This window comes from Archangium sp., from assembly GCF_036389735.1.
Classification (GTDB): Bacteria; Myxococcota; Myxococcia; order Myxococcales; family Myxococcaceae; genus Archangium.
In genome coordinates this window covers 1-21437 of the sequence record NZ_DASVWK010000083.1, presented here as the reverse complement: position 1 = coordinate 21437, position 21437 = coordinate 1, and the positions used below count along the sequence as shown (strand labels likewise).

General features: G+C 68.0%; 20 protein-coding genes and 2 pseudogenes. 11 read left to right on the top strand and 11 right to left on the bottom strand.

The genetic code is table 11. From position 1 onward, the window contains the following. The 8 genes and pseudogenes from VF794_RS03400 to VF794_RS03365 all read right to left on the bottom strand — a co-directional run. Positions 1-866: pseudogene (locus VF794_RS03400) on the bottom strand (hypothetical protein); the annotation flags it as partial. A 27-nt stretch (positions 867-893) separates the two neighbouring features. Beyond that, the gene (locus tag VF794_RS03395; RefSeq protein ID WP_331107648.1) at positions 894-1676 is read right to left on the bottom strand and encodes a type III secretion protein; all 783 of its coding nucleotides are present in this window, start codon (positions 1674-1676) and stop codon (positions 894-896) included. 131 nt (positions 1677-1807) lie between these two features. After that, positions 1808-2311, bottom strand: coding sequence for an ATP-dependent helicase HrpB (locus tag VF794_RS03390; protein ID WP_331107646.1), 504 nt, complete (start codon positions 2309-2311; stop codon positions 1808-1810). Further along, positions 2229-3059, bottom strand: coding sequence for a sigma-70 family RNA polymerase sigma factor (locus tag VF794_RS03385; protein ID WP_331107644.1), 831 nt, complete (start codon positions 3057-3059; stop codon positions 2229-2231). Before VF794_RS03385 ends, VF794_RS03390 begins: the two co-directional genes overlap by 83 nt. Before the next feature lie 7 nt (positions 3060-3066). Further along, complete coding sequence (locus VF794_RS03380; protein ID WP_331107642.1) at positions 3067-3357, bottom strand: hypothetical protein; 291 nt, start codon at positions 3355-3357, stop codon at positions 3067-3069. Between the two features lie 138 nt (positions 3358-3495). Further along, positions 3496-3933, bottom strand: coding sequence for a tetratricopeptide repeat protein (locus tag VF794_RS03375; protein ID WP_331107640.1), 438 nt, complete (start codon positions 3931-3933; stop codon positions 3496-3498). A gap of 98 nt (positions 3934-4031) precedes the next feature. Then, complete coding sequence (locus VF794_RS03370) at positions 4032-4565, bottom strand: hypothetical protein (RefSeq protein ID WP_331107639.1); 534 nt, start codon at positions 4563-4565, stop codon at positions 4032-4034. 136 nt (positions 4566-4701) lie between these two features. Next, complete coding sequence (locus VF794_RS03365) at positions 4702-4983, bottom strand: hypothetical protein (protein WP_331107637.1); 282 nt, start codon at positions 4981-4983, stop codon at positions 4702-4704. A 261-nt stretch (positions 4984-5244) separates the two neighbouring features. On the opposite strand from VF794_RS03365, the gene VF794_RS03360 reads away from it, so the two are divergent. From VF794_RS03360 to VF794_RS03320, 9 genes are all read left to right on the top strand, one after another. Further along, positions 5245-5955 (top strand): hypothetical protein, encoded by a 711-nt coding sequence (locus tag VF794_RS03360; protein ID WP_331107635.1) that lies wholly within the window; start codon positions 5245-5247, stop codon positions 5953-5955. Positions 5956-6124: 169 nt separating this feature from the next. Next, positions 6125-6652: a GbsR/MarR family transcriptional regulator gene (locus VF794_RS03355; protein WP_331107633.1), complete on the top strand. Its 528-nt coding sequence runs from the start codon at positions 6125-6127 to the stop codon at positions 6650-6652. A gap of 20 nt (positions 6653-6672) precedes the next feature. After that, the gene (locus VF794_RS03350) at positions 6673-7425 is read left to right on the top strand and encodes an ABC transporter ATP-binding protein (RefSeq protein ID WP_331107631.1); all 753 of its coding nucleotides are present in this window, start codon (positions 6673-6675) and stop codon (positions 7423-7425) included. After that, complete coding sequence (locus tag VF794_RS03345) at positions 7422-9527, top strand: ABC transporter permease (RefSeq protein ID WP_331107629.1); 2106 nt, start codon at positions 7422-7424, stop codon at positions 9525-9527. Before VF794_RS03350 ends, VF794_RS03345 begins: the two co-directional genes overlap by 4 nt. Positions 9528-9531: 4 nt before the next feature. Continuing rightward, the gene (locus tag VF794_RS03340) at positions 9532-10833 is read left to right on the top strand and encodes an ABC transporter permease (protein WP_331107627.1); all 1302 of its coding nucleotides are present in this window, start codon (positions 9532-9534) and stop codon (positions 10831-10833) included. Further along, positions 10833-11618 (top strand): outer membrane lipoprotein-sorting protein, encoded by a 786-nt coding sequence (locus VF794_RS03335; RefSeq protein WP_414640866.1) that lies wholly within the window; start codon positions 10833-10835, stop codon positions 11616-11618. Before VF794_RS03340 ends, VF794_RS03335 begins: the two co-directional genes overlap by 1 nt. Further along, positions 11615-13183 carry a hypothetical protein gene (locus tag VF794_RS03330; RefSeq protein ID WP_331107623.1) on the top strand — a complete coding sequence of 523 codons (1569 nt, stop codon included), beginning with the start codon at positions 11615-11617 and terminating at the stop codon, positions 13181-13183. The genes VF794_RS03335 and VF794_RS03330 overlap by 4 nt, the downstream gene beginning before the upstream one ends. Positions 13184-13309: 126 nt before the next feature. Next, entirely contained in the window at positions 13310-15295 is a 1986-nt protein-coding gene (locus VF794_RS03325; RefSeq protein ID WP_331107621.1) for an alkaline phosphatase PhoX, read from the top strand. 64 nt (positions 15296-15359) lie between these two features. Then, entirely contained in the window at positions 15360-17078 is a 1719-nt protein-coding gene (locus VF794_RS03320; protein WP_331107650.1) for a hypothetical protein, read from the top strand. 34 nt (positions 17079-17112) lie between these two features. Here the strand turns inward: VF794_RS03320 and VF794_RS03315 are convergent, their stop codons facing one another. Continuing rightward, positions 17113-17418 (bottom strand): hypothetical protein, encoded by a 306-nt coding sequence (locus VF794_RS03315; RefSeq protein ID WP_331107619.1) that lies wholly within the window; start codon positions 17416-17418, stop codon positions 17113-17115. A 191-nt stretch (positions 17419-17609) separates the two neighbouring features. Here VF794_RS03315 and VF794_RS03310 point away from each other — a divergent pair, with 191 nt between their 5' ends. Further along, complete coding sequence (locus VF794_RS03310) at positions 17610-18272, top strand: hypothetical protein (protein WP_331107617.1); 663 nt, start codon at positions 17610-17612, stop codon at positions 18270-18272. Here the strand turns inward: VF794_RS03310 and VF794_RS03305 are convergent. Both VF794_RS03305 and VF794_RS03300 read right to left on the bottom strand, forming a co-directional pair. Further along, positions 18262-19362: an EAL domain-containing protein gene (locus tag VF794_RS03305; protein ID WP_331107616.1), complete on the bottom strand. Its 1101-nt coding sequence runs from the start codon at positions 19360-19362 to the stop codon at positions 18262-18264. The genes VF794_RS03310 and VF794_RS03305 overlap by 11 nt on opposite strands. 8 nt (positions 19363-19370) lie before the next feature. After that, positions 19371-20822: a hypothetical protein gene (locus VF794_RS03300; RefSeq protein WP_331107614.1), complete on the bottom strand. Its 1452-nt coding sequence runs from the start codon at positions 20820-20822 to the stop codon at positions 19371-19373. A 184-nt stretch (positions 20823-21006) separates the two neighbouring features. On the opposite strand from VF794_RS03300, the pseudogene VF794_RS03295 reads away from it, so the two are divergent. After that, positions 21007-21437 (top strand): annotated as a pseudogene (locus VF794_RS03295) (tolB protein precursor protein); the annotation flags it as partial.

The window sequence follows — 21437 nt, the reverse complement described above, 5'->3', positions numbered from 1 at the left end:
CCGCGGGTCGTCGGCTTGGCGCGCTCCTCGCGCACCCACTTGGCCAGCACCTGTCCGAACTCGCTGCGGTGCTTCTCCACCAGGCGGGAGGCGAACTCGGCGGACTGGGCCACGCTCGCGCGCGCCAGCCGGTGCACCCCGGCGCCACGGATGGCGGCCGCCAGGGACTGAATGCCTCCGTACTGCTCCAGCTGCGACTTGGCCTCCTCGTCGGCGAGCTTGCGCGGAGCATTGGCGGACACGGCCCGTACGGCGAGCTGGCGCATGTGCGGCGGAAGCGCGGCGAAGGCCGGCTCGCGCTCCTCGTCCGGCACGCCCGCCAGCGCCGGTCCCAGCACGCGCGCGCCCAGTCGGTCACACACGGTGAGCAGCTCGCGAGTCTGCAGCAACAGCACGTCGGTGAACTTGAAGGGCACGTGCGGCGAGGACTGCTGCGAGAGCAGCTCCTCCAGCTTCCAGCGCACGATGTCCAGCACCTGGGGCCGCACCTCGCGCGTGAGCTTCACCCGCCCCGTGGAGGGCAGGTGGGAGCGCACCGCGTCGGCCAGCGTCGCCGGCAGCGCGCGCAGCACCACCTCCACCACGGCCAGGCGCTCGCGCTTGAGCAAGCCCGCCAGCCGCTCCGGGTCCGCGCTCCACAACTGCCCGCGCCGGTCCTTCACCAGCCGCTTGATCTCCTGCACCAGCAGGGGGATCCGCTTCTCGCGCGGAATCTGGAGGATCTCCTGCGCGCGGTGCTGGAGCAGTTCCGCCTCCTCCTCGGGCAGATGCTCCAGCGCGCTGACGCCCTCCTGACCGCCGAAGGTAATGGCGGTCAGCAGCATCATCGTCTGTCGCTTGCTCAGCGAGGTGAAGAACTGGTCCAACGGTGACCCCGCGGGTGGGAGACGTCGTTACTTGCGGCGGGCACCAGCGGCGGCACCCTCGCCGCGCATCAGCGACCAGGCCGCGAGACCGATGGAGGCGAGGATGACGAGCACGGCCACGCCGGCCATCATGCGGAACTGGCTCACGCTGGCCGCCGTCATGCGCATGCCCATCACATCCTGAAGGCGGCTCTCGGAGCTCACCTCGGCATCACCCATCGACGCCGCGGTCAGCAACACCGTCACCGCTTCCGGCTTCAGCTCCGGCACCGCGGTGGAGACGAACTTCTGCACGTCCTCGCGCAGGATGGGCGGCTGGTTCTTCGCGTTCGGCCGGTACTTGATGAACACCGACGACGAAGGCATCGGCTTGTTCTCCGGCTGGGAGAGGTCGTTGTTCTCCGGGATCATCACGATGGCCCGGGCCTCCAGCACGCCGTCGATCTGGTTGAGCGCGTTGGACACCTCACCGCCGAGCGCCTTGAGCAGCATGGCGCGCTCCTCGGTGGCGGTGGGCACCATGCCTCCCTTGGCGAAGTGGCTCAGCCCCTTCTCCATCGGGCGCGGCAGCGAGTACGCCCGCAGCAGCTCCGCGGCCTGGGCGGCGTCCGCCTTGGGAACGACGATGCGGAAGCGGAGCTCGTTGCCCCCTTCTTCCTTCATCTTGGTGGCGGCGATGCCGTTCTTGCTGAGCAGCACGTAGATCTCATTGGCGTCCTGCTCAGTGAGATCGTGCTGCAGGTCGATGGTGCAGCCAGTCCCCAGGGTGAGGGCGAGGAGGGCGGCGAGCGCGTACGGTCGGAGCGTCATGGGCGGGGCCTAGCTTAGATGTGGCGCCGCGTTTCCAACAAGTCCCAACCCGGAAACAGGCGGGAAAACGAGAAAGGGCGTCCCCTCGCGAGAGGAGACGCCCTTGCACGGAGAGCGACCAACGGAGCGAGCTACACCTGGGTCTTCAGGGTGTCCTTCAGACCGCTGGTGGCCTTCTCGACCACCTTGCTCGTGAGGTCCAGTTCCTGAGTGTACTTGTACATGCCGGCCTGGAGCGACAGGAGCTCGGCGTTGGAGAACTCCTTGCCGGAGGCCCCCGCCTTGATGAGCTTGTCCATGTTGACCTGGCCCTTCTCCAGCTCGCTGACGACATGCGACAGCATGCCGCCGGCCTTCTGGGTCTCCTGCTTGCCGGCGACGGCCTCGGCGCCGCGCGCGGTGGCGGGCTCCTGGGCGGTGTTCACCTTGTTGAGGGCCGCCTTCTCCGTCTTGTTGACGGCCTCGGCCTGACGCACCTGATCGGCGCGCTGGGTGGCCTGGGCCGCCTGGGCCTGACCCACCTGCTCCGGGCCACCCGCGCCCTGAGCCTTGTTAGCGAGGGCCGCGTCGAACTTCGACGCCCCCTGCTTGTTGACCTGCTGGCCGCCCTGCTCCTGCAACTTCTGCTGGGCCACCTGCGCTGCCGAGACGCCGGCCATCGGACCCGCCATGTGCGTGCCTCCTTGAATCGTCAGGGGAGGAAGAGTCCTCCTCGTTCAACAGTTCCTTGAGCCGCTCGATCGCCCGCGCGTGCAGACGAGACGCCCAGCTCTTCGACTGCCCGATCTCCGCCCCCGCCTCTTCCAGCGTCTTGCCCTGGAAGTAGTAGCCCTGCAGCAGCCGGCGCTCCTTCTCCGGCAACTGCTCGATCGCCGCCCTCAACCGCACCCGCTGCTGCTCGAGCTCCATCCGCTGATCCGCCGGAAGAGACTCGTCCGGGAAGCCCAGCGTGTCCGCACCTTCGAGGCTGGTGGCGAACACCATCGCCAGCCCCGCCACCGCGTTGGAGATGTCCATGACATCATCGTCAATAGACCCCCCGCGGTTGCCTCCTCCCTGCTCGCGATCCGAAAGATTTCCCAAATAGGCCGTCGCGCGCTCGCCCATGTAGGATGAACGCGCATCTCCGCCCTTGAGCACTCCCATCTTGCGCAGCCCATCATAGATGGCGCCCTTGATGCGGTAGTGGGCAAAGGTGAGGAAATTGGCGCCTACCTTGGGATCGAACCGGTCGGCCGCCTCCAGGAGGCCAATCTGCCCATAAGCGAGGAGCTCATCGAGCTCGAGCTGAGCGGAGAACTGCCTACGCACCTGCGATGCGAGCGACCGCACGTAGGGGCCATACTTCTCCAGCAGGACCTTCTTGTCTTCGCCAAGAGCCAAGGGCCACTCACTCGCCCTTCGACCACAACCGCTCGAGGGCCTGATTGAGACGCGGGTCATCCATTAGAGATTCGGCGATCTTGCTGGTCAAGGCCGCCGACTTCATCCGCAGCTTCTCCTTGAGCACCTCGGCGACGAGCTTGCGCGTGGCCTCGTCCTTGTTCTTGAAGTCCCCATTCTTCAGCTGCTTGGCGATGGCGAGCGCCTGGGCGGTGATGGGATCCGCGGCCTGAGGCCCCTGCACATTGCTGGAGCCCACCGCACCGGAGGGACCCACGAGGCCCGCGGCGCGATCCACCGCCCCCCCAAAACCCGCTGCTCCTGCCTTGCCGGCTGGCGCCTTGCCGGCGGGCCCCTTGGCGCCCCCGGCCCGTCCTTTTCCGCCGCCTCGTCCAACTCCACCAACCGACATCGGACTTCCTCCTGAAAATGCGTGCTACTTCTTCGCGGTGGCCGGAGGCAGCGCCCCCGCTTCCTTGGCCTCAAGCAGCGCCTTGGCCAGGCGAGCCCCGTCACCCTCGGGCTCCAGGTCCATGGCGGCCTTGAGTTCCTTCAGAGCCTCGGGAACCTTCCCCATGAACAACAGAGCCTCGCCCGCGTGTGCCCGCGGCAGCGCCGAGTTGGGGGCGAGACGCTGGGCCGCCCGGTAGGCCTGGAGGGCCTTGTCGTGCCGACCCTGCGCGAACTCCAGCGACCCCAGTGCCAGCTGCGGCACCTCGCTCTTGGGCATCAACACCACCGCCCCGGCGAAGACCTCACGCGCCTTCTCGAACTGGCCCATGTCGAGCCACAGATAGCCCGCCTCGAGGAGGATCATCGCCTCCTTGCGAGAGAGGGGAACGAGGCTGCCCGAGATTTCCGAAGTCTCCGCCATGTGACGTCTACGTCCTTTCGTGGGCCAGGGAGACCCGGAGGGCGAAACCAGGTTCGCCCCCCGAGCACCGGACCCGAGTGACCACCAGCGTCCGAGCGCTAGCGGATGTTGCCGATCGCGTTCTTGGACGTATCGTGCCGCGTCTTGAGCACGTTGGAAATGGTGGAGAACACCTGGTTCTCACGCTGCATGGCGACCTGCACTCCCAGCAGCTTCTTCTGCTCGGAGAACATGCTCTGCATCTCGCCGTTGAACTCGGTGCCCGTGTTGCTGGTGCCACCGCCGAGGTTCAGGCCGTTGGTGCTGTTGCCGCCGGTGCTGCCGCCCGGGATGCTGCCGCCGGCGCCCACGGTGGTGTTCATGGGCACGCTGCCCGAGGCCGCCGCGCCGTAGTAGGGCGCCGAGCCGGAGCCGCTCGCGTTGCTGAAGCTGGTGAGCGAGGAGACCGCCGCGGACACCACGGAGCCACCGGGAACCAGGTTGGCCGCCATGCCGACGCCGCCGGCCACCACGTTGGCCGCGGTGCCAACGCCCGACTGCACGCGCGCGGCGAAGCTCGTATCCGGGGTCACCCGAGCCGTGGTCATGTTGGTGGACATCCGCGGCATGTTCAGGTTGTTGTCGATCTTCATGGTTCCTCTCCAGACGATGGAACGGCCAAGGTTCAGAGCCCGGCGGGTCCGGCGCTCTCTTCTGCATTATCGGTGATCGCGCGGCACAGTTGCGTGCGACCCACCGGAAAGTACGATCCGGCGACCCAAAGGCCTGTTATTTCCGGCCTTTACCCTTCGACTCGGCCACCAGCCTCTCGCGCGTCTCCAACAATACACCAAGCAATTCCTCGGTGCGGGAGATGGCCGTCTGGACCTTCTTGGCCTGCTCCGCCTTGGGACCCTTGAGGTTGGCGAGCTCGTTCTTCACCGGGGAGAAGAGCGACTGGACCTCCTCGGCGGAGGCGCGCTCGATGAAGGACTCGATGGCGGGGAAGGAGGGCGTGGGCAGCGGCTCCTCGACGGGGGCGGGCGCGGTCTGCTTGGACGGCGGGGGCATGTGGAAGGCGTCTCCTGTCTGTGCCGACGCAGGGGGCCGGCGCGGTCGGATTCCCTGACGGTAGGGGAAAAGCCCCATCGGGTTCAAGCCGCCTGCCCTCCAGGCATGGCGACGGACCAGGAACAGCCGCCCGAGGAGGGGACGAGCACGCCCGTTTTCCTACCCGTCCCTGTCCCCTACCCACACCACGCCTAGCTTTTGCTCTGCGGGGGGCACGGCCATGGGGGGCGACGACCCCCGCCAGACCAGGAGAAACATCACATGACGAAGAAGCTTGTGGGGCTGTTCGCGTCCGTGGCGCTGCTGGGTTCGGGCATGGCGCTGGCTCAAGACACGAACACGGACCAGCAGACTCAGGGCAGTGGGCAGCTGGGCGGTGATGCCACGGGTGGCTCTGGCAGCCAGGGCCAGGTAGGCGGCTCGGGCTCCGGCTCCGGCTCGCAGGTGGGCGGCTCGGGCTCTGGTTCGCAGGTGGGCGGCTCGGGCTCCGGTTCGCAGGTGGGCGGCTCGCAGGCGGGCGGCTCCAGCGCGCAGATGGGCGGTGCCAGCGCGCAGATGGGCGAGAAGCAGGTCAGCGGTACGGTGGTGAAGAGCAGCAGCACCCTCGTCCACGTGCAGACCGACCAGGGCGTCATTCCGCTCAAGGTGGGCCGCGACACCAAGTTCGAGGACCCCAGCGTCAAGCGCGCCAGGGACCTCAAGGAAGGCCAGCAGATCCGCGCCAGCTTCGACATCAAGGGCACGGACAACGTGGCCAAGAGCATCTCCCTGGACGCCAGCATGGGCGGCAGCGGGCTGGACTCGGACACGGGCATCAACCAGCAGCCAGGTGACGTGGGCGGCTCCGGCATGGGCGATGACATCAACAAGGGCAACATGGGCGGCTCCGGTGGTGACCTGGGCGGCTCCGGCGACGTGGGTGGCTCCGGCGACCTGGGCGGCTCCGGCAAGAAGGGTGAGAAGAGCTACTAGCCCAGCGGCTCCAAGGGTCGTGCGCGGCGGCATGGAAGGCGACAAGCCGCCACCGCCGCGTACACCAGCCCAGGCCCGCCCGGGCCTGGGCCTCAGTTCATTCAGTATTGACTGAACGTCCTGACACAATTACATGGGTGCGTGGCCCCCGGGCCGGGGGGTACCGCGCATGCGTCGGGAAGGTGTGAGCGCCGAGGAGGAACGGTTCATCGAGTCGATGGGCCTGTTCTTCGAGCGCCAGGGCGTGCCGCGCATCGGTGGCCGCATCCTCGGGTTGCTGCTGCTGGCCGAGACGCCCCTCGCGTTGGGCGAGCTCGCCAGGCTGCTGCGGGTGAGCCCGGCCTCCATCTCCACCAACATCCGCCAGCTCCAGGCCAGCGGCCTCGTGGATCCCGCCAGCATCCCGGGGGATCGCCGGCACTACTTCATCTTCAACAGCGCGGGGTGGGACCACCGGCTCGAGCTGGCGGTCTCCGCCATGGACGCGCTGGGCCAGATGTGCCAGGACGCGCTCGCCATGCCTGGGCTGAGAGACCGCCACAAGCTGCGCGAGGCGGTCGAGTTCTGCGACTTCTACCGCGAGGAACTGGGCGGCGCCGCCGAACGGTGGCGCGCCCGCTTCACGCGCAAGCCCAGCGCCCAGACCCCCAATACCCCCTCCCCTTCCACGCGCCAGCGTCGGAACGTCACCCGCTAGCAGCAGCTCCTCTACCTCTCATGACCCAGCTCACCTCGGTACCCGGCGGCGCCAAGCCGATCGTCTCCCTCTCCGATGTCATCAAGACGTACACCCTGGGCAAGGTGCAGGTGCCCGCGCTCCGGGGCGTCACCCTGGACGTGTACCCGGGGGAGTTCATCTCCATCGCCGGCCCGTCCGGCAGTGGCAAGACCACGGCGCTCAACCTGATCGGCTGCGTGGACACGGCCAGCGCGGGCGTGGTGATGGTCGACGGCCAGGACACCAAGCAGCTCAGTGAGCGCCAGCTCACCAACCTGCGCCTGCACACCATCGGATTCATCTTCCAGAGCTTCAACCTGGTTTCGGTGCTCAGCGTCTTCCAGAACGTGGAGTTCCCCCTGCTGCTCCAGCGCAAGCTGAACGCGACCGAGCGCCGCCAGCGGGTGATGACGCTGCTGGAGCAGGTGGGCCTGGAGAAGCACGCGAAGCACCGCCCCAACGAGCTGTCCGGCGGTCAGCGCCAGCGCGTGGCCGTGGCGCGCGCGCTCGTCACCCGGCCCAAGCTGGTACTGGCCGACGAGCCCACCGCCAACCTCGACTCCGTCACCGGCCAGAACATCATCGACCTGATGAAGGAGCTCAACCGCAAGGAGGGCACCACCTTCATCTTCTCCACCCACGACGCCAAGGTGATGAACCACGCCAACGCGGTGGTGCGCCTGGCCGACGGCAAGATCCTCGACCGCATCACCCCGGCCGAGGCCCAGAAGGCGATGGAGGCTCACGGATGAGCCAGCTCAAACTGCTGCTCCAGGTGGCCCTGCGCAACCTGTTCGTGAGCAAGATCAACATCCTCATCGGCGGCATCATCTTCTTCGGCACCGTGCTGGTGGTGGTGGGCGGCGCCTTCGTCGACAGCATGGACGAGGCGATGAGCCGCAGCATCATCGGCAGCGTCGCCGGCCACCTCCAGGTGTACTCGGAGAAGTCCAAGGACGAGCTTTCGCTCTTCGGGCAGATGGGTGGCGAGCCGGACTTGAGCGCGGTGGATGACTTCTCGCGCATCAAGGACGTGGTGCAGAAGCACCCCAACGTGAAGACGGTCGTGCCCATGGGCACCAGCGGGGCCCTCATCACCTCGGGCAATACGGTGGACCTGACGCTGGCGCGCCTGCGTGACCTCTACAAGAAGGTCGCCGAGGGCGAGACCCCCGAGCTGCGCGCGCAGATCTCCAGCCTCCAATCGCACGTGCGCCAGATGCTCTCGCTGCTCGAGGAGGACCTGAAGCGGCGCAGCGAGCTCGTGGACGAGAAGGCCAACGATCCCGCGGACGTGGAGGCCCTGGCCCGCGCCCGCTCCGAGTCCTTCTGGGCGGACTTCGACAAGGACCCGTTCGGCTCGCTGGAGTTCCTGGAGAACCGCATCGCCCCGCAGGTGACGGATGGCGACATGCTCTACATCCGCTACACGGGCACCGATCTGGTCAACTTCCAGAACACCTTCGACCGTATGCGCATCGTGGATGGCGGGCCGGTGCCCCCGGGCCGCCGCGGCATGCTCCTGTCCAAGTTCATCTACGAGGAGGCCTTCAAGCTGAAGACCGCCCGCCGGCTGGACCTCATCCAGGAGGCGCGCACGCTCAACCACAAGATGATCTCCGCGGACCCGCAGCTCGAGCGCTGGGTGAAGGAGAACCGGACGCAGACGCGGGAGATCCTCTTCCAGCTCGACCCCATCAAGACGAAGCAGGCCGTGGAGCGGCTCCAGCGTGTGCTGGGCAGCCAGGAGACGGAGCTGGGCAAGCTGCTGCCCCTCTTCTTCACCATGGATGACTCCAACTTCGACACGCGCTACCGGCAGTTCTACGCCGAGCTGGCCCCGCTGCTCGACCTGTACCGCATCCGCATCGGGGACGACCTCACCATCACCGCCTTCACGCGCACCGGCTACGTGCAGAGCGTGAACGTGAAGATCTACGGCACCTACCAGTTCGACGGGCTGGAGAAGTCCGCGGTGGCCGGCTCGCTCAACCTGATGGACCTGATGTCCTTCCGGGAGCTGTACGGCTACCTCACCGCGGAGAAGAAAGCGGAGCTGGCGAAGCTGCAGGAGGCCAGCGGCGTGGCGGAGGTGAAGCGCGAGGACGCCGAGTCCGCGCTCTTCGGCGAGGAGGGCAGCGCCACCCTGACGGCAGACGCCACCCCGGGGCTCATCGACGAGGACGCGCAGCTCGACGGCTTCGCCCAGAAGGTGCGCCGCGAGGAGCTGGCCAACCGGGTGTACACGCAGGAGGAGATCGAGAAGGGCGTGGTGCTCAGCGCCGCCGTCCTCCTGAAGGATCCGGAGCTGCTGGAGCAGACGATGGCCGAACTGCAGGCCACGGTGAAGGCCGAGGGGCTGCCCCTGCGGGTCATCTCCTGGCAGAAGGCCTCCGGGCTCATCGGCCAGTTCGTCCTCGTGGCGAAGCTGGTGCTCTACTTCGCCGTCTTCATCATCTTCGTGGTGGCGCTGGTCATCATCAACAACGCGATGATGATGGCCACGCTCCAGCGGGTGCGCGAGGTGGGCACCCTGCGGGCCATCGGCGCGCAGCGCTCGTTCGTGCTGAACATGGTGCTGGTGGAGACCCTGGTGCTGGGCCTCGTGTTCGGCACGTTCGGCGCGGTCGTGGGCGGCGCCATCATGCAGCTGCTCGGCCACGTGGGCATCCCCGCCGGCAACGAGGCGCTGTACTTCTTCTTCTCGGGCCCCCGGCTCTTCCCCACCCTGCACGCGTCGAACCTCGTGGAGGCCTTCGTCATCGTGCTCGTGGTGTCCGCCCTCTCCACCTTCCACCCCGCGTTCCTCGCCACCCGGGTCTCGCCCCTCCAGGCGATGCAGACGGACGAGTGAAGCCATGAACCAGCTCCTCCTCATCGCAATCCGCAACCTCGGCACCCACAAGCGCCGCACGCTGCTGCTGGGCGGTGCCATCGCCGGCGTCACCGCGCTGCTCATCGTCCTCATGGGCCTGTCCAACGGCATGAAGGAGACGATGCTCCGGTCCGCCACCACCCTGATGACCGGGCACGTCAACGTGGCCGGCTTCTACAAGGTGACGGCGGGCCAGTCCGCGCCCGTCGTCACCAACTACCCCAAGCTGATGGAGCAGCTCCGCCAGGAGGTGCCCGAGCTCGACTACTCCGTGCAGCGCTCGCGGGGTTGGGTGAAGGTCGTCAGCGAGACCGGCTCCGTGCAGCTCGGCGTGGGCGGCATCGACGTGGCGAATGAGAGCGGCTTTCGCAAGGTGGTGCATATCCGCGAGGGCAAGCTGGACGACCTGGCCCTGCCCAACACGATCCTCCTCTTCGAGGAGCAGGCGAAGAAGCTCGAGGTGAAGGTGGGCGACAGCGTCACCCTCTCCGCCCCCACCATGCGCGGCACCAGCAACACCGTGGACGTGCGTGTGGCGGCCATCGCCGCCAACGTGGGCATGCTCAGCTCCTTCAACGTCTACGTGCCCAACTCCACCCTGCACGGCCTCTACCAGATGCGCGCGGACGCCACCGGCGCCCTCATGCTCTACCTCAAGGACATGTCCTCCATCCCCGACGTGCAGGCACGCCTCTTCAAGCGCCTGCCCGAGCTGGGCTACCAGATGATGGAGCACAACCCCCAGCCCTTCTTCATGAAGTTCGAGACCGTCAACCGTGAGGGCTGGACGGGGCAGAAGCTGGACATCACCAACTGGGAGGATGAGATCTCCTTCATCAAGTGGACCGTGGCCGCGCTGGACGGGCTCACCGGCCTGCTCACCTTCGTGCTGCTCGTCATCATCGCGGTGGGCATCATGAACACGCTGTGGATCGCCATCCGCGAGCGCACGCGGGAGATCGGCACCCTGCGCGCCATCGGCATGCAGCGCTGGTACGTGCTGGTGATGTTCCTCTTCGAGGCGCTCGTGCTGGGACTGCTCGGCACCACCGTGGGCGCCACCGTGGGCCTGGGGGTGTGCACGGCGCTCAACGCCGCGGACCTCTCCGTGCCCGTGGCCGTCCAGGTCTTCATCCTGTCCGAGAAGCTCCACCTCGTCGTGAACCCCGGCTCCATGCTGGGCGCCATCACGTTCATCACGCTGTGCACCACCGCCATCTCGCTGGTCCCCTCCTTCCTCGCCGCGCGGATGAAGCCCGTCACGGCGATGCACCACATCGGATGATGACCATGACCTCGCGCCACCTCCTCGGCGCCGCGCTCACCGCGGTGCTCCTGTCCGCCCCGGCCGCCTTCGCCCTCGACGCGGCCCAGATGAAGCAGTTGCTGGAGACGCTCGACGACCGGCAGCGCAACGGCGGCGACTACAAGTCGCTCATGTACCTGGAGACGAAGGAGAAGGACAAAGCGGACGTCGTGCGCGAGGCGGTCATCTACCGCCGCGACGCCGACGACAAGCTGATGATCCTCTTCACCAAGCCCAAGGGCGAGTCCGGCAAGGGCTACCTGCGCATGGAGAAGAACCTCTGGAGCTACGACCCCAACACCGGCAAGTGGGAGCGTCGCACCGAGCGCGAGCGCATCGCCGGCACCGACAGCCGCCGCGCCGACTTCGACGAGTCGCGCCTGGCCGAGGAGTTCGATCCCACCTTCGAGGGCGAGGAGAAGCTGGGCAAGTTCACCACCTACAAGCTCACCCTCAAGGCCCGCGAGGGCGTGGACGTGGCCTACCCCGTGGTGAAGCTGTGGGTGGACAAGGACACCTCCAACATCCTCAAGCGCCAGGAGTTCGCCCTCTCCGGCCGGCTGATGCGCACCGCCTACTATCCCAAGTGGCAGAAGCTCTTCAGCGAGTCCAAGAAGGCCGACGTCTGGTACCCGCAGGAGATGCGCTTCTATGACGAGGTGGAGAAGGCCAACTCCACCGTCATCGTCATCAAGACCGTGGACCTCCGCCCGCTGGAGACCAACATCTTCACCAAGGCCTGGCTCGAGAGCAAAAGCCGATGAGCACCCGCACCACCCTGGCCCTGGCCGCGGCCCTCGCCGCGCTGCCCGCGCTCGCCCAGGAGCAGCGCCCCGCCGAGGACTCCCTCTTCGGTGGTGACACCCCCGAGGAGAAGCCCGCTCCGGCGGATGCCCCCCGCCCCGACGAGGGCTCGCTCTTCGGTGACAGCCCCGCCCTGACCCCCGCCCAAGAGGCGGCGGCCACCAGCGTCACCCCGGACACCGAGCAGGACCGCGACGCCCAGGCCCTCGGCGGCCCGGCGGCCACCAATGCCTTCGAGACGGAGGAGGCCACCGAGGATCCGCTGAAGATCGGTGGCCGCTTCTACCTGCGTGCCCTCACCCAGGGGCGCGAGGGGGTGTCCTTCGGTGACACCGCCTTCTCCGCCCCCATGCTGGTGGACGGCTACCTCGACGCCCGCCCCACCGACCGGCTGCGCGGCTTCGTCCTCGGACGGCTCACCTTCGACCCCACCCGTCAGGAGGGCTCGGGCGGTCTCATCCCCTCGGGCTCGACGAGCACCGCCGTCGCCGACCCGCGCATGTTGCTGGACCAGGCCTGGCTGCGCTTCGACCTGAACCACATGGTGTTCTTCACCGCCGGCAAGCAGCACGTGAAGTGGGGCACCTCACGCTTCTGGAATCCCACCGACTTCCTCAGCCCCCAGCGAAGGGATCCACTCGCCCTCTTCGACGCGCGCACCGGCGCCACCATGCTCAAGGTGCACGTGCCCTGGGAAGCCAGGGGCTGGAACTTCTACGCCATCGGCCTGCTCGACAACGCCGGCCCGGCCAGCACCCTCGGCCGCGTCGGCGGCGCGGCACGGGCCGAGGTGGTGTTCGGCCAGACGGAGCTGGGCCTCGATGCCGTGCTCCAGCGCGGCCGCGAGCCCCGCTTCGGCCTCGACTTCTCCTCGGGCCTCGGCCCCATCGACGTCTACGCCGAGGTGGCCCTCAAGAAGGGCTCGGACACGCCCCTCTTCCGCCTCCCCGAAGGTGTCTCGCTCGCGGACCTGCTCGGCCAGCTCCCGGGGGCCAATGGCGGCGCGCCTCCGGACTTGAGCACTCTGCCCATCGAGCGCTACTACCCGGAAGGCCACACCCCCCAGGCGAGCGGCGGCGCCACCTGGACGTTCGCGTACTCGGAGAACGACACCGCCACCGTGGGCATCGAGTACTTCTACAACTCGACGGGCTACCCCACCTCCCTGGCCTACCCGTACCTCATCTTCCAGGGCCAGTATCAGCCCTTCTACGTTGGCCGGCACTACGCCGCGCTCTACGCCCTGGTCGGCGGCCCGGGCTCCTGGGACGACACCAACTTCATCCTGTCCAGCCTGGGCAACCTGTCCGACCGCTCCTTCACCACCCGTCTGGACGTGACGCACCGCGCCCTGCGCTACCTCAGCGTGGAAGCCTTCGTCGCCACCAACTACGGCCAGAAGGGCGGCGAGTTCCGCTTCGCGCTCAACCTGCCCGCCATGAGACTGGGCGAGCAGCAGATTCCCCCCACCGTCATCGCCGCGCCCACCTTCCAGGCCGGCGTGGGTCTGCGCATCGACCTCTGACGGCTCCATGGGCGTGGGGGCGGGGACCACTGTTCCCCCGGAGTCTCCAGCGAGTAGCATCCGCCACCAATCGGAGCCGGCTCAATGCCCGCTCCGACCTCCATTCATTTCAAGATGAGGACACGGATGCGATCGGATTATTCGCGGTGGCAGCGCCGCACGGGACGACTGGTGTTGGCGTCGCTGACCGCGCTCACTCTCTCCGCGTGCACGGGTGACGCGGGAGAGACGGGCCCCAAGGGCGACACGGGCGAGCCTGGAGCCCCGGGCACGCCTGGGACCCCGGGCACGCCTGGAACCCCGGGCACGCCTGGGGCGGCTGGCAAGTCGCTCAGCTTCACGCCCGTCAATGCCGCGCGCACGGAGGCGGAGAAGCGGGCCGTCTACGCCAGCCCCATGGCGAAGGTGAACGGACGGGATCTCTCCATCCAGTACGAGACCGTCCTGCGCTCCGGTCAGCCCTTGAGCAATCACGTCTTCGGGCGCATGGTCCAGAAGGACGGCTCGCCGGTGAAGAACACGGACGGCTCGGACTTCATCTCCGCGACCAACGACTTCTCGGCGCTCATCCAGACGGGCAACAAGATCTTCGAGCTCACCCAGTTCGAGATCACCCCCGCGGCGATGTACCTCTCCGAGCTGAGCCAGGATCCGAACACCGGCAAGCTCACGGCCGTCAGCACCCGGCCCATCGACTTCTCGGGCGTGGAGGGCTACTGGGTTCCCTGCGCCGGCAGCGTGTCCCCCTGGAACACGAACTTGAGCAGCGAGGAGTACCCGGCGGATGCGCGCGTGTATGAGACCGCGACCACGGTGAGCGGCCTCGCCCTGGCGGAGCGTTCCATGCTGCGCTACTGGGGGCTGGATCCGGCCACCGCCACCATCGACCAGGCCAAGGCCGTCTACTCCCCGTACCGCTATGGCTACGTGGTCGAGGTCGCGGTCGACGGCTCGGGCACCACCAGTGTCACCAAGCACTACGCGGCCGGCCGGCGTGCGCTCGAGCTCGCCTACGTGATGCCGGACAAGCGGACCGTCTACTTGAGCGACGACGGCAGCAACGACGCCTTCTACATGTTCGTGGCCAAGCGGCCGGGGGACCTGTCCGAGGGCCAGCTCTACGCGGCGCGGTGGTTCCAGACCACCCCGGCGGGCCAGCCCTCGGGCCGGGCCGACATCTACTGGCTGCCGCTGGGCCCCAGCGCGACGAACGCCGAGGTGAAGGCGCTGATCGACGGCGGCATCCAGTTCTCCCACATCTTCGAGACCGAGCCCCAGTCCGCCGACGGCACCTGCCCGACCTCCGGGTTCCGCCCCATCAACACGGAGACCGGCCGCGAGTGCTTGAGGCTGAAGCCCGGCCAGGAGCTGGCGGCCTCCCGCCTGGAGAGCCGCCGCTACGCGGCCTACGTCGGGGGCACCACCGAGTTCCGCAAGACCGAGGGCATCACGTACAACCCCGCCGCCCACCGGCTCTACGTGGCCTTCAGCGAGCTGAACCACGGCATGATCAACGCTCCGACGGGCGCCAAGGATCTGGGAGGCGGCAATCACGTCAAGGTCGCCCAGAATGACTGCGGCGCGGTCTACGAGATGGTCGTCTCGCCCAACGGGACCCTCGGCAGTGACTTCGTCGTCGAGTCCGCCGCGCCGCTGGTCGAGGGCATGTGGCTGAAGGCGCCTGGCGCCAGTCTCTACCCGGACAACAGCCCCTACTATGACCCCAACTTCACGGTCCTCGACAGCGCGGGCGTCGCCAGGTCGGCGACCGCGAACGTCTGTAGCGTGAACGGCATCGCCAATCCCGACAACCTGTCCTTCGTCAACGGCTACGACACGCTGCTCATCGGTGAGGACACCGTCGACGGTCACCAGAACGACATGGTCTGGTCCTACAACCTCGTCACGCGTGAGCTGACCCGCATCTTCTCCGCCCCCTACGGTTCGGAGACGACGGGCATCTACTTCTACCCGAACATCAACGGCTACGCGTACATCAAGGCCCAGGTGCAGCACCCCTACGGCGAGTCCGACACGGACAAGACGGGTGGGGATGTGAGCGTCACGCAGTCGTACACCGGTTACATCGGCCCGTTCCCGGCGATGAACTGAGGCGAGGGCAGAGAACATGGGCCGCCGAAGGACGACAGGGGTTGTGCTGGTAGCCGGGTTGCTCGTGGTCGGAGCGGCCCTCGGGTGGCGCTCGGGGGGTTCACCTCCTCCCGCGCCCGCGTCGACGCCTGTCGTCCAGGTGCGAGAGGCGCTCGCGTCCGCCCTGCCAGCGAACACGCGAGAGCGGCCCCGCCTCTCCAATCCGGCGGCCTACCTGCCGGCGCAATGCTACGCGGTCACCCAGGACGTGCCGGGTGGCCGCACCCGCAACGGCTGCTTCGCGTGTCACCAGACACCCCGCGCGCCCAACTACGTCGAGGACGCCGAGGTGCAGACGGTGCTCTCGGTGGCACGCACCGCCGAGGAGAACCGCTGGACCCACCTGCTCCAGCCGCCGCCGTCCGTCGAGTTGTCGGACGCCGAGCTACTGGCGTGGGTGCGGTCGAGCAATTACGTGGACGAGCGCGGCGGGCTCCGGCTCGCCGCCGCGCTGGCCCAACCCCCCGCCGCCTGGGACGCGAACGGCAATGGCCAGTGGGAGGGCTACACCCCCGACTGCTGGTTCCAGCCAGACGCCGAGGGGTTCGATCATTCACCGGACGGGGCCATGACGGGCTGGCGTGCCTTCGCCTATGCCCCCTTCCCCGGCATGTTCTGGCCCACCAACGGGAGCGCGGGAGACGTGTTCATCCGCCTTCCCGCCGCGTTCCGGCGCGACAAGGCCGGGCGCGAGAGCACGGCCGTGTATCGCCTCAACCTCGCCATCCTGGAGTCCTTCATCCGCCGGGTGGATGTGCCGCTCCCGCCCACGGACGAGCGTGAGCTGGGCTCGGACCTCGACGGAGATGGCGTGCTGGGGACGGCGAAGCGCGTGGCCTTCGTGTGGCCGCCCAGGCCCGAGCGTCCCTTCGGTTACGTGGGGCAGGCCGCGGAGTTGGACCGGGCGCGAGAGGGCTGGCCCGCCGCCGGCCTCTTCCCGCGAGGCACCGAGTTCCTCCACAGCTTGCGCTACCTCGATGTGGAGGGAGGGCAGGTCCGCATGGCCGCCCGGATGAAGGAGCTGCGCTACATGCGGAAGACCCGCTGGCTGACGTACAGCGACCTCCAGCTGGCGGCCGAGGCGGAAGCACGTGAAAAGCAGAAGCAGCCCGACAAGCTGAAGACCGTGCTCGCGGACGCGGAGCGCGGAGTGGGCACGGGCACCGGTTGGCTGATGCAGGGCTTCATCGAGGACGCGGGCGGAGCGCTGCGCCCCCAGAACGTCGAGGAGACCACTGCCTGCATCGGGTGCCACGGCGGCGTGGGAGCGACCACGGACAGCACCTTCAGCTTCGCGCGCAAGCTCGACCCGGGCGCGGCCTTCCAGCAGGGCTGGTACCACTGGGCGCAACGGGGGCTGAAGGGCATCCCGGAGCCCAAGCGCGCCGATGGTCAGGGCGAGTACGCCCACTGGCTCGCGCAGGTGGGGGCGGGAGACGACTACGGGAGCAACGACGAGGTCCAGGCCCGCTTCTTCCGTCCGGATGGGACGCTCCAGCCCGACGCGGTGAAGGCGCTGACGAAGGACATCTCGGTCCTGCTCGTCCCCTCACCGCGGCGGGCGCTCCTGTTGGATCGGGCCACCCTGGCGCTGGTGAAGGCCCAGCGTTTCGAGCGCGGGCGGGACGTGACGGTCGGAGCGCCTCCGAAGGTGAACACCCGACTGGAGCAGGACGGGGCGACGGGAATCAACGAGCCCGTGCTTCCGGGGTGGGTGCGGCCGGAGAAGACCGCTTCGCGCTGAAGTCGCGTCCCCACAGGCCCCGGCGTTCCTGGGCCTAGCAAGGCACCAGCTTGTCGAACCGACCCGGGTACTTCCAGTCGTACTTCAAGCTCAAGCCGGGGCCAAAACTCCTGCAGGCTTTGTCGGTGGCGTTGGCGATGACGACCTTGACCCGTTGCAGGCTCTTGCAGCTGTTGGTCACCGTGAGGTGATCCGTGTAGCCCTTGTCATTGAGCTGGGTCCGCACGCAGCTCGGCACAGCCGCAGCGGCGGTGAAAGGACCGAAGCTCAAGCCGGCTATCATCAGAGAGCCCGCGGCCGTAACGATGGCGGCCAGCCGGCTCTTGTGGACGGTTTTCATCTGCAACTCCTGTAGGGGTGAGAGGGGTGCTGCCTACTCCAGCGGGATGGAGGAGCAGGCCCGGCTTCGTGACGACCGCTCCTCCGCTGGGAAGCGCAAGCAGAACCGGGTTCCTCGCCCAGCGGACGGGCACCCGGGCGCTCACCTTCCCGGGTGTGCTCGAACGTGTCCCGGTGGACAACTTTTCGGGGATGAATGGATGGCTCGCACTCCCCCTGACGCTGTTACTCGGGCAGACGCCCACGACTCCTCCCACGCCGGACGCGCCCGATGCGGATCAGGCACCTGGCTTCGTGCTCGGCGCCGAAGCCGATCCGCGAGAAGGCCAGAGCGACGAGGAGCAGCAAAGCACCGCCCGGGAGTTGGAGCTGCTCCGCGCCCGGCTCCAGACGTTCCAGGCCGAGGTGGAGGCCCGGCGGCAGGAGGACCAGGAGCGTCTCCAGGCCGTCCAGGAACAACAGGCCACCCAACAGGAGCGAGCCAGTGAGCTGGAGCGGCTGCGCCAGCAACGCCTGGCGAGCCTGCAACGCGCCTACGCCTGGCTGAGCACCGCGGACCAACTGCTCGAGAGCGGCGAACTCGACATCGGCCCGGCCGTGGCCTCCGCGCAGCAGGAGCTCTCCACCGCCCTGGGCACCGCCACCGAGGCCGGCCGCGGCGAGACCACGCGCCTCCTCGAGAGCGCGCGCGGTCGGCTCTCCACCGTCGATAACGCCGTGTCCCAGCGCGACATCTACCCGGCCCGCATGGCGCTCCAGGCCGCCGGCTCCGAGCTGCAAGAAGCCTGGCGGCTCACCCTCAACCGCCAGGGCACCACGCTCGTCAACCAGGACACCTCGGACGTCAGTCCGTGAAGGACGGCGTCTTGGTCACCGGCGGGCTGGCCGGCTTCGCGATGAGGTAGCCCTGCACGAAGTCGACCCCGTGCTCGCGCACCCAGCGCAGCTCCTCGGGCGTCTCGATGCCCTCGGCCACCGTGAGGATGCCCAGCTTCTGCGCCAGCTCCAGCAGCTTCTCCGTGATGGAGGCCTTGTAGGCGTCCTGGTGGATGCCCCGGATGAGCTCCATGTCGAGCTTCATGATGTCCGGGCGCAGCTGGTGGATGAGGTTCAGCGACGAGTAGCCCGCCCCCAGGTCGTCCAGTGCCACCCGGAAGCCCGCCTGCCGGTAGTAGGCGATCAGCGTCTTCAGGTGGTTGGCGTCCGGCGTGTGGTCCGACTCGATGATCTCGAAGACCACGTTCTGCGGCGGCATCCCCACCTCGGCGATGGCCGCCACCGTGGAGCGCAGGCAGAAGGCGGGATCGTAGATGGCCGTGGGGGTGAAGTTGATGAACACCGGCACCTGGAGCCCCAGCCGCGCGGCCTCGCGCACCGCCGACAGCCGCGCCGCCAGATCCAACTGGAAGAGCAGGTCCGCGTCCCGGGCCAGCGAGAGCATCTTCCCCGGCGGCACCAGCGAGCCGTCCCGCTCCTGGCCGCGCAGCAGCGCCTCGTAGGCGTACACCTCGCGCGTGTCCTTCGCGCGGACGATGGGCTGGTAGTGGCTGGTGACCCGCTTCTCGGCGAGCATGTCCACCAACCACCCCGCCCGCGCCATGGTGAGCAGCTGCGTCAGCGAGCCCACCCGAGGGTAGTCCCCCAGCCCCGGCTCCCCATGGCCCTGGACGAAGAGCGCGCGCGTGGCCCGGGACTCCTCGCCCGTCAGCGCCCCCATCACATCCGCCACGAAGTTGCCCAGGTGCGAGCCATCCAGCCGTACCGCCACGCACTGCGCCTGCGGCGTCACCTGGTACTCGCGCCCGGAATCGCCCAGCACCTTGACGAGCTTGCCGAAGCTGTGCCCCAGGGGCAGCCACAGGAAGACACGGCCGGCGCCCTCGAGCTCCAGCTTCTCCGGCAGGGTCTGGCACCGCTCACACGACTTCGCAACGCTCTGACTCATGCTTCCACTCAACCCTGCTCACGGAAGATGAGCAGACCGCGCGACGTATCGGTCGCATAGAGGTAACTGTCACCACCCGACACCCTCACCGAGCTGAGACCGTCCAGGAAGAAGCGCCCACGCCCCGGATCCGTCTCCCTCCAGGTATTGTACCAGGACGCCAGACGAAGCTGATACGGGTCGGACACGTCCAGCACGCGCAGTCCGTCCAGGCTATGCGCCACGTACAACTTCGTGCCCACCAGCGTCAGTCCCATCACCGAGGACTCGGTCCGCGGCGTGTAGGAGCCCAACTCCTGGATGTTCTTCGGATTCGTCACGTCCAGCGCGCGCACCCGTGAGCCCCAGCCCTCACTGGCCTCGAAGACTACCGTTCGAGCACCAATGGTCCCCGCCGCAACCCAGCGGGTGGTGGCCTTGTCGTACCCGAAGCGTCCCTGTCCCGAGGGTTGGTTCGGCGGCGTCACGTCCGCCACCGCCAGCCCGTACCGCCAGTGGGCGATGTACAGCTGGTTGTTGTGGACCACGCCCCCCACCGGGCTCTCTCCTGATTCCGGGGCGCTGTCCTCCACGACGTAGCGCGACTGCAGCGAGGGCGCCGTGGGCGTCTGGATGTCATAGATGAGCACCTCGGCCCGCGGAGAGGGAGACATGGCGAAGAGCCGGGTCCCCTCCACGTACAGCCCCCACACGTCCACGGCGGGGGTTGGCAGCGCCTTGAGCCGCTTGGGGGCCGCCGGGTTGCTCACGTCGTAGAGGAGGATGCCCTCCCTGCTGCTCGCCACGAAGAGCGTCTGATCCTTCACCCAGGCCTGGTTCCAGTTGTCGCCCTTCGAGGAGAGCAGGACCGGGGTGCCGAGCGGCTTCGTCGGATCCCTCACGTCGAAGATGTAGATGCCACTCGACAGCGCCGTCACGTAGGCGTAGCCGTTCGCCACGAAGACGTCCGTCGCTATCGCCTTGTCCGGCAGGGCGGCCTCCCGCACCAGCTCCACCCCGGACGCCTCCGGCTCGCCGACCTGCCGCGAGAGGTGCACCGCCTCGAAAGTCCCCTTCAGATCGGCCGCGCCCCCCGAGCAGCGGCGGAACTGGCCCCGCACCCGCTCCGGCGTGGGTGCCTGGCACCCCGCGAGCGCGAAGCGCAGGGGCTCGAAGCCCGGGTTCTGGAAGTCGCTGGCCAGGAAGAACGTCTCGCCCTCCACCTGACGCTCGGTGAGCGACGTGCCGAAGAGATGCCCGAGGTCCGGGGTCAGGTTCATCGCCCCCGGCGTCTCGCTGCCGTCTTCCAGGGACACGTTCACATGCCAGATGCCCTCCGCCTTCACGGAGGACAGCCCCGACCGGTCACAAGCGGACAGATCGAAGGCCTCCAGCTGACACTCCTTCTTCTCCGGCTCCTGCTTCGCACACCCGGAGGCAAGAAGCAGGGCACCTGTCATGGCTACCAGAAAACGGTTCATGGGCCCTCCATAGCGGGCACCTGGGCGGGACGAAAGCATTGGTTCACCCAACATCTGAAGCGTTGAGGACGTGTAACGCTGAGCATTCGGCCAGAAGCGCTCGGCTGCCCACTCGCCTATCCGGGTGAGCCTGCCTAGGTTCATTCGGTCCGTCCCTCGTCTCCCCACCCGGGAGGTCGTTCCTGTGAATCGACTTCTGATCATTATTGGCCTGCTCTCCGTCTTCCTCCCGGAGGCGGCCCTGGCCCAGGTCTACGTCGTACCGCGTCGCGCTCCCCGCTCCCAGGTGCGCAACTACGACTTCGAATGGCGCCACCTTGAAATTCTCGTCGGCCCGGAGGCCGAGGGCATCGCCGCTCCGCCCGCCCACCGGGCCCATATCCAGCCTCCCGGAGCCCCGGGCGGTCCCAACGGGACGGTTCCCAGCCAGTCGCAGATGCGCTCGCCGAACGCATCCACCAGCGACGCGACGAAGGCGGCCCCCTCCAGCCAGGTGGCCCAGGGAGAGACCGGGGAGAAGAACGAGGGCACTGGCGGCAGCCCCCTGGACGCGGTCGAGCCCGGCAACCCCACCTCCGTAGCGGACGCCCGCGCGGATGGCGGAGTGGATGGCGG

Coding starts and splice junctions, on each gene's coding strand:
- VF794_RS03300 (WP_331107614.1), bottom strand. CDS start 20,822: ATGAACCGTTTTCTGGTAGCCATGACAGGTGCCCTGCTTCTTGCCTCC.
- VF794_RS03350 (WP_331107631.1), top strand. CDS start 6,673: ATGACCCAGCTCACCTCGGTACCCGGCGGCGCCAAGCCGATCGTCTCC.
- VF794_RS03345 (WP_331107629.1), top strand. CDS start 7,422: ATGAGCCAGCTCAAACTGCTGCTCCAGGTGGCCCTGCGCAACCTGTTC.
- VF794_RS03375 (WP_331107640.1), bottom strand. CDS start 3,933: ATGGCGGAGACTTCGGAAATCTCGGGCAGCCTCGTTCCCCTCTCTCGC.
- VF794_RS03355 (WP_331107633.1), top strand. CDS start 6,125: ATGCGTCGGGAAGGTGTGAGCGCCGAGGAGGAACGGTTCATCGAGTCG.
- VF794_RS03395 (WP_331107648.1), bottom strand. CDS start 1,676: ATGACGCTCCGACCGTACGCGCTCGCCGCCCTCCTCGCCCTCACCCTG.
- VF794_RS03310 (WP_331107617.1), top strand. CDS start 17,610: ATGAATGGATGGCTCGCACTCCCCCTGACGCTGTTACTCGGGCAGACG.
- VF794_RS03315 (WP_331107619.1), bottom strand. CDS start 17,418: ATGAAAACCGTCCACAAGAGCCGGCTGGCCGCCATCGTTACGGCCGCG.
- VF794_RS03360 (WP_331107635.1), top strand. CDS start 5,245: ATGACGAAGAAGCTTGTGGGGCTGTTCGCGTCCGTGGCGCTGCTGGGT.
- VF794_RS03330 (WP_331107623.1), top strand. CDS start 11,615: ATGAGCACCCGCACCACCCTGGCCCTGGCCGCGGCCCTCGCCGCGCTG.
- VF794_RS03305 (WP_331107616.1), bottom strand. CDS start 19,362: ATGAGTCAGAGCGTTGCGAAGTCGTGTGAGCGGTGCCAGACCCTGCCG.
- VF794_RS03325 (WP_331107621.1), top strand. CDS start 13,310: ATGCGATCGGATTATTCGCGGTGGCAGCGCCGCACGGGACGACTGGTG.
- VF794_RS03335 (WP_414640866.1), top strand. CDS start 10,833: ATGACCATGACCTCGCGCCACCTCCTCGGCGCCGCGCTCACCGCGGTG.
- VF794_RS03365 (WP_331107637.1), bottom strand. CDS start 4,983: ATGCCCCCGCCGTCCAAGCAGACCGCGCCCGCCCCCGTCGAGGAGCCG.
- VF794_RS03370 (WP_331107639.1), bottom strand. CDS start 4,565: ATGAAGATCGACAACAACCTGAACATGCCGCGGATGTCCACCAACATG.
- VF794_RS03340 (WP_331107627.1), top strand. CDS start 9,532: ATGAACCAGCTCCTCCTCATCGCAATCCGCAACCTCGGCACCCACAAG.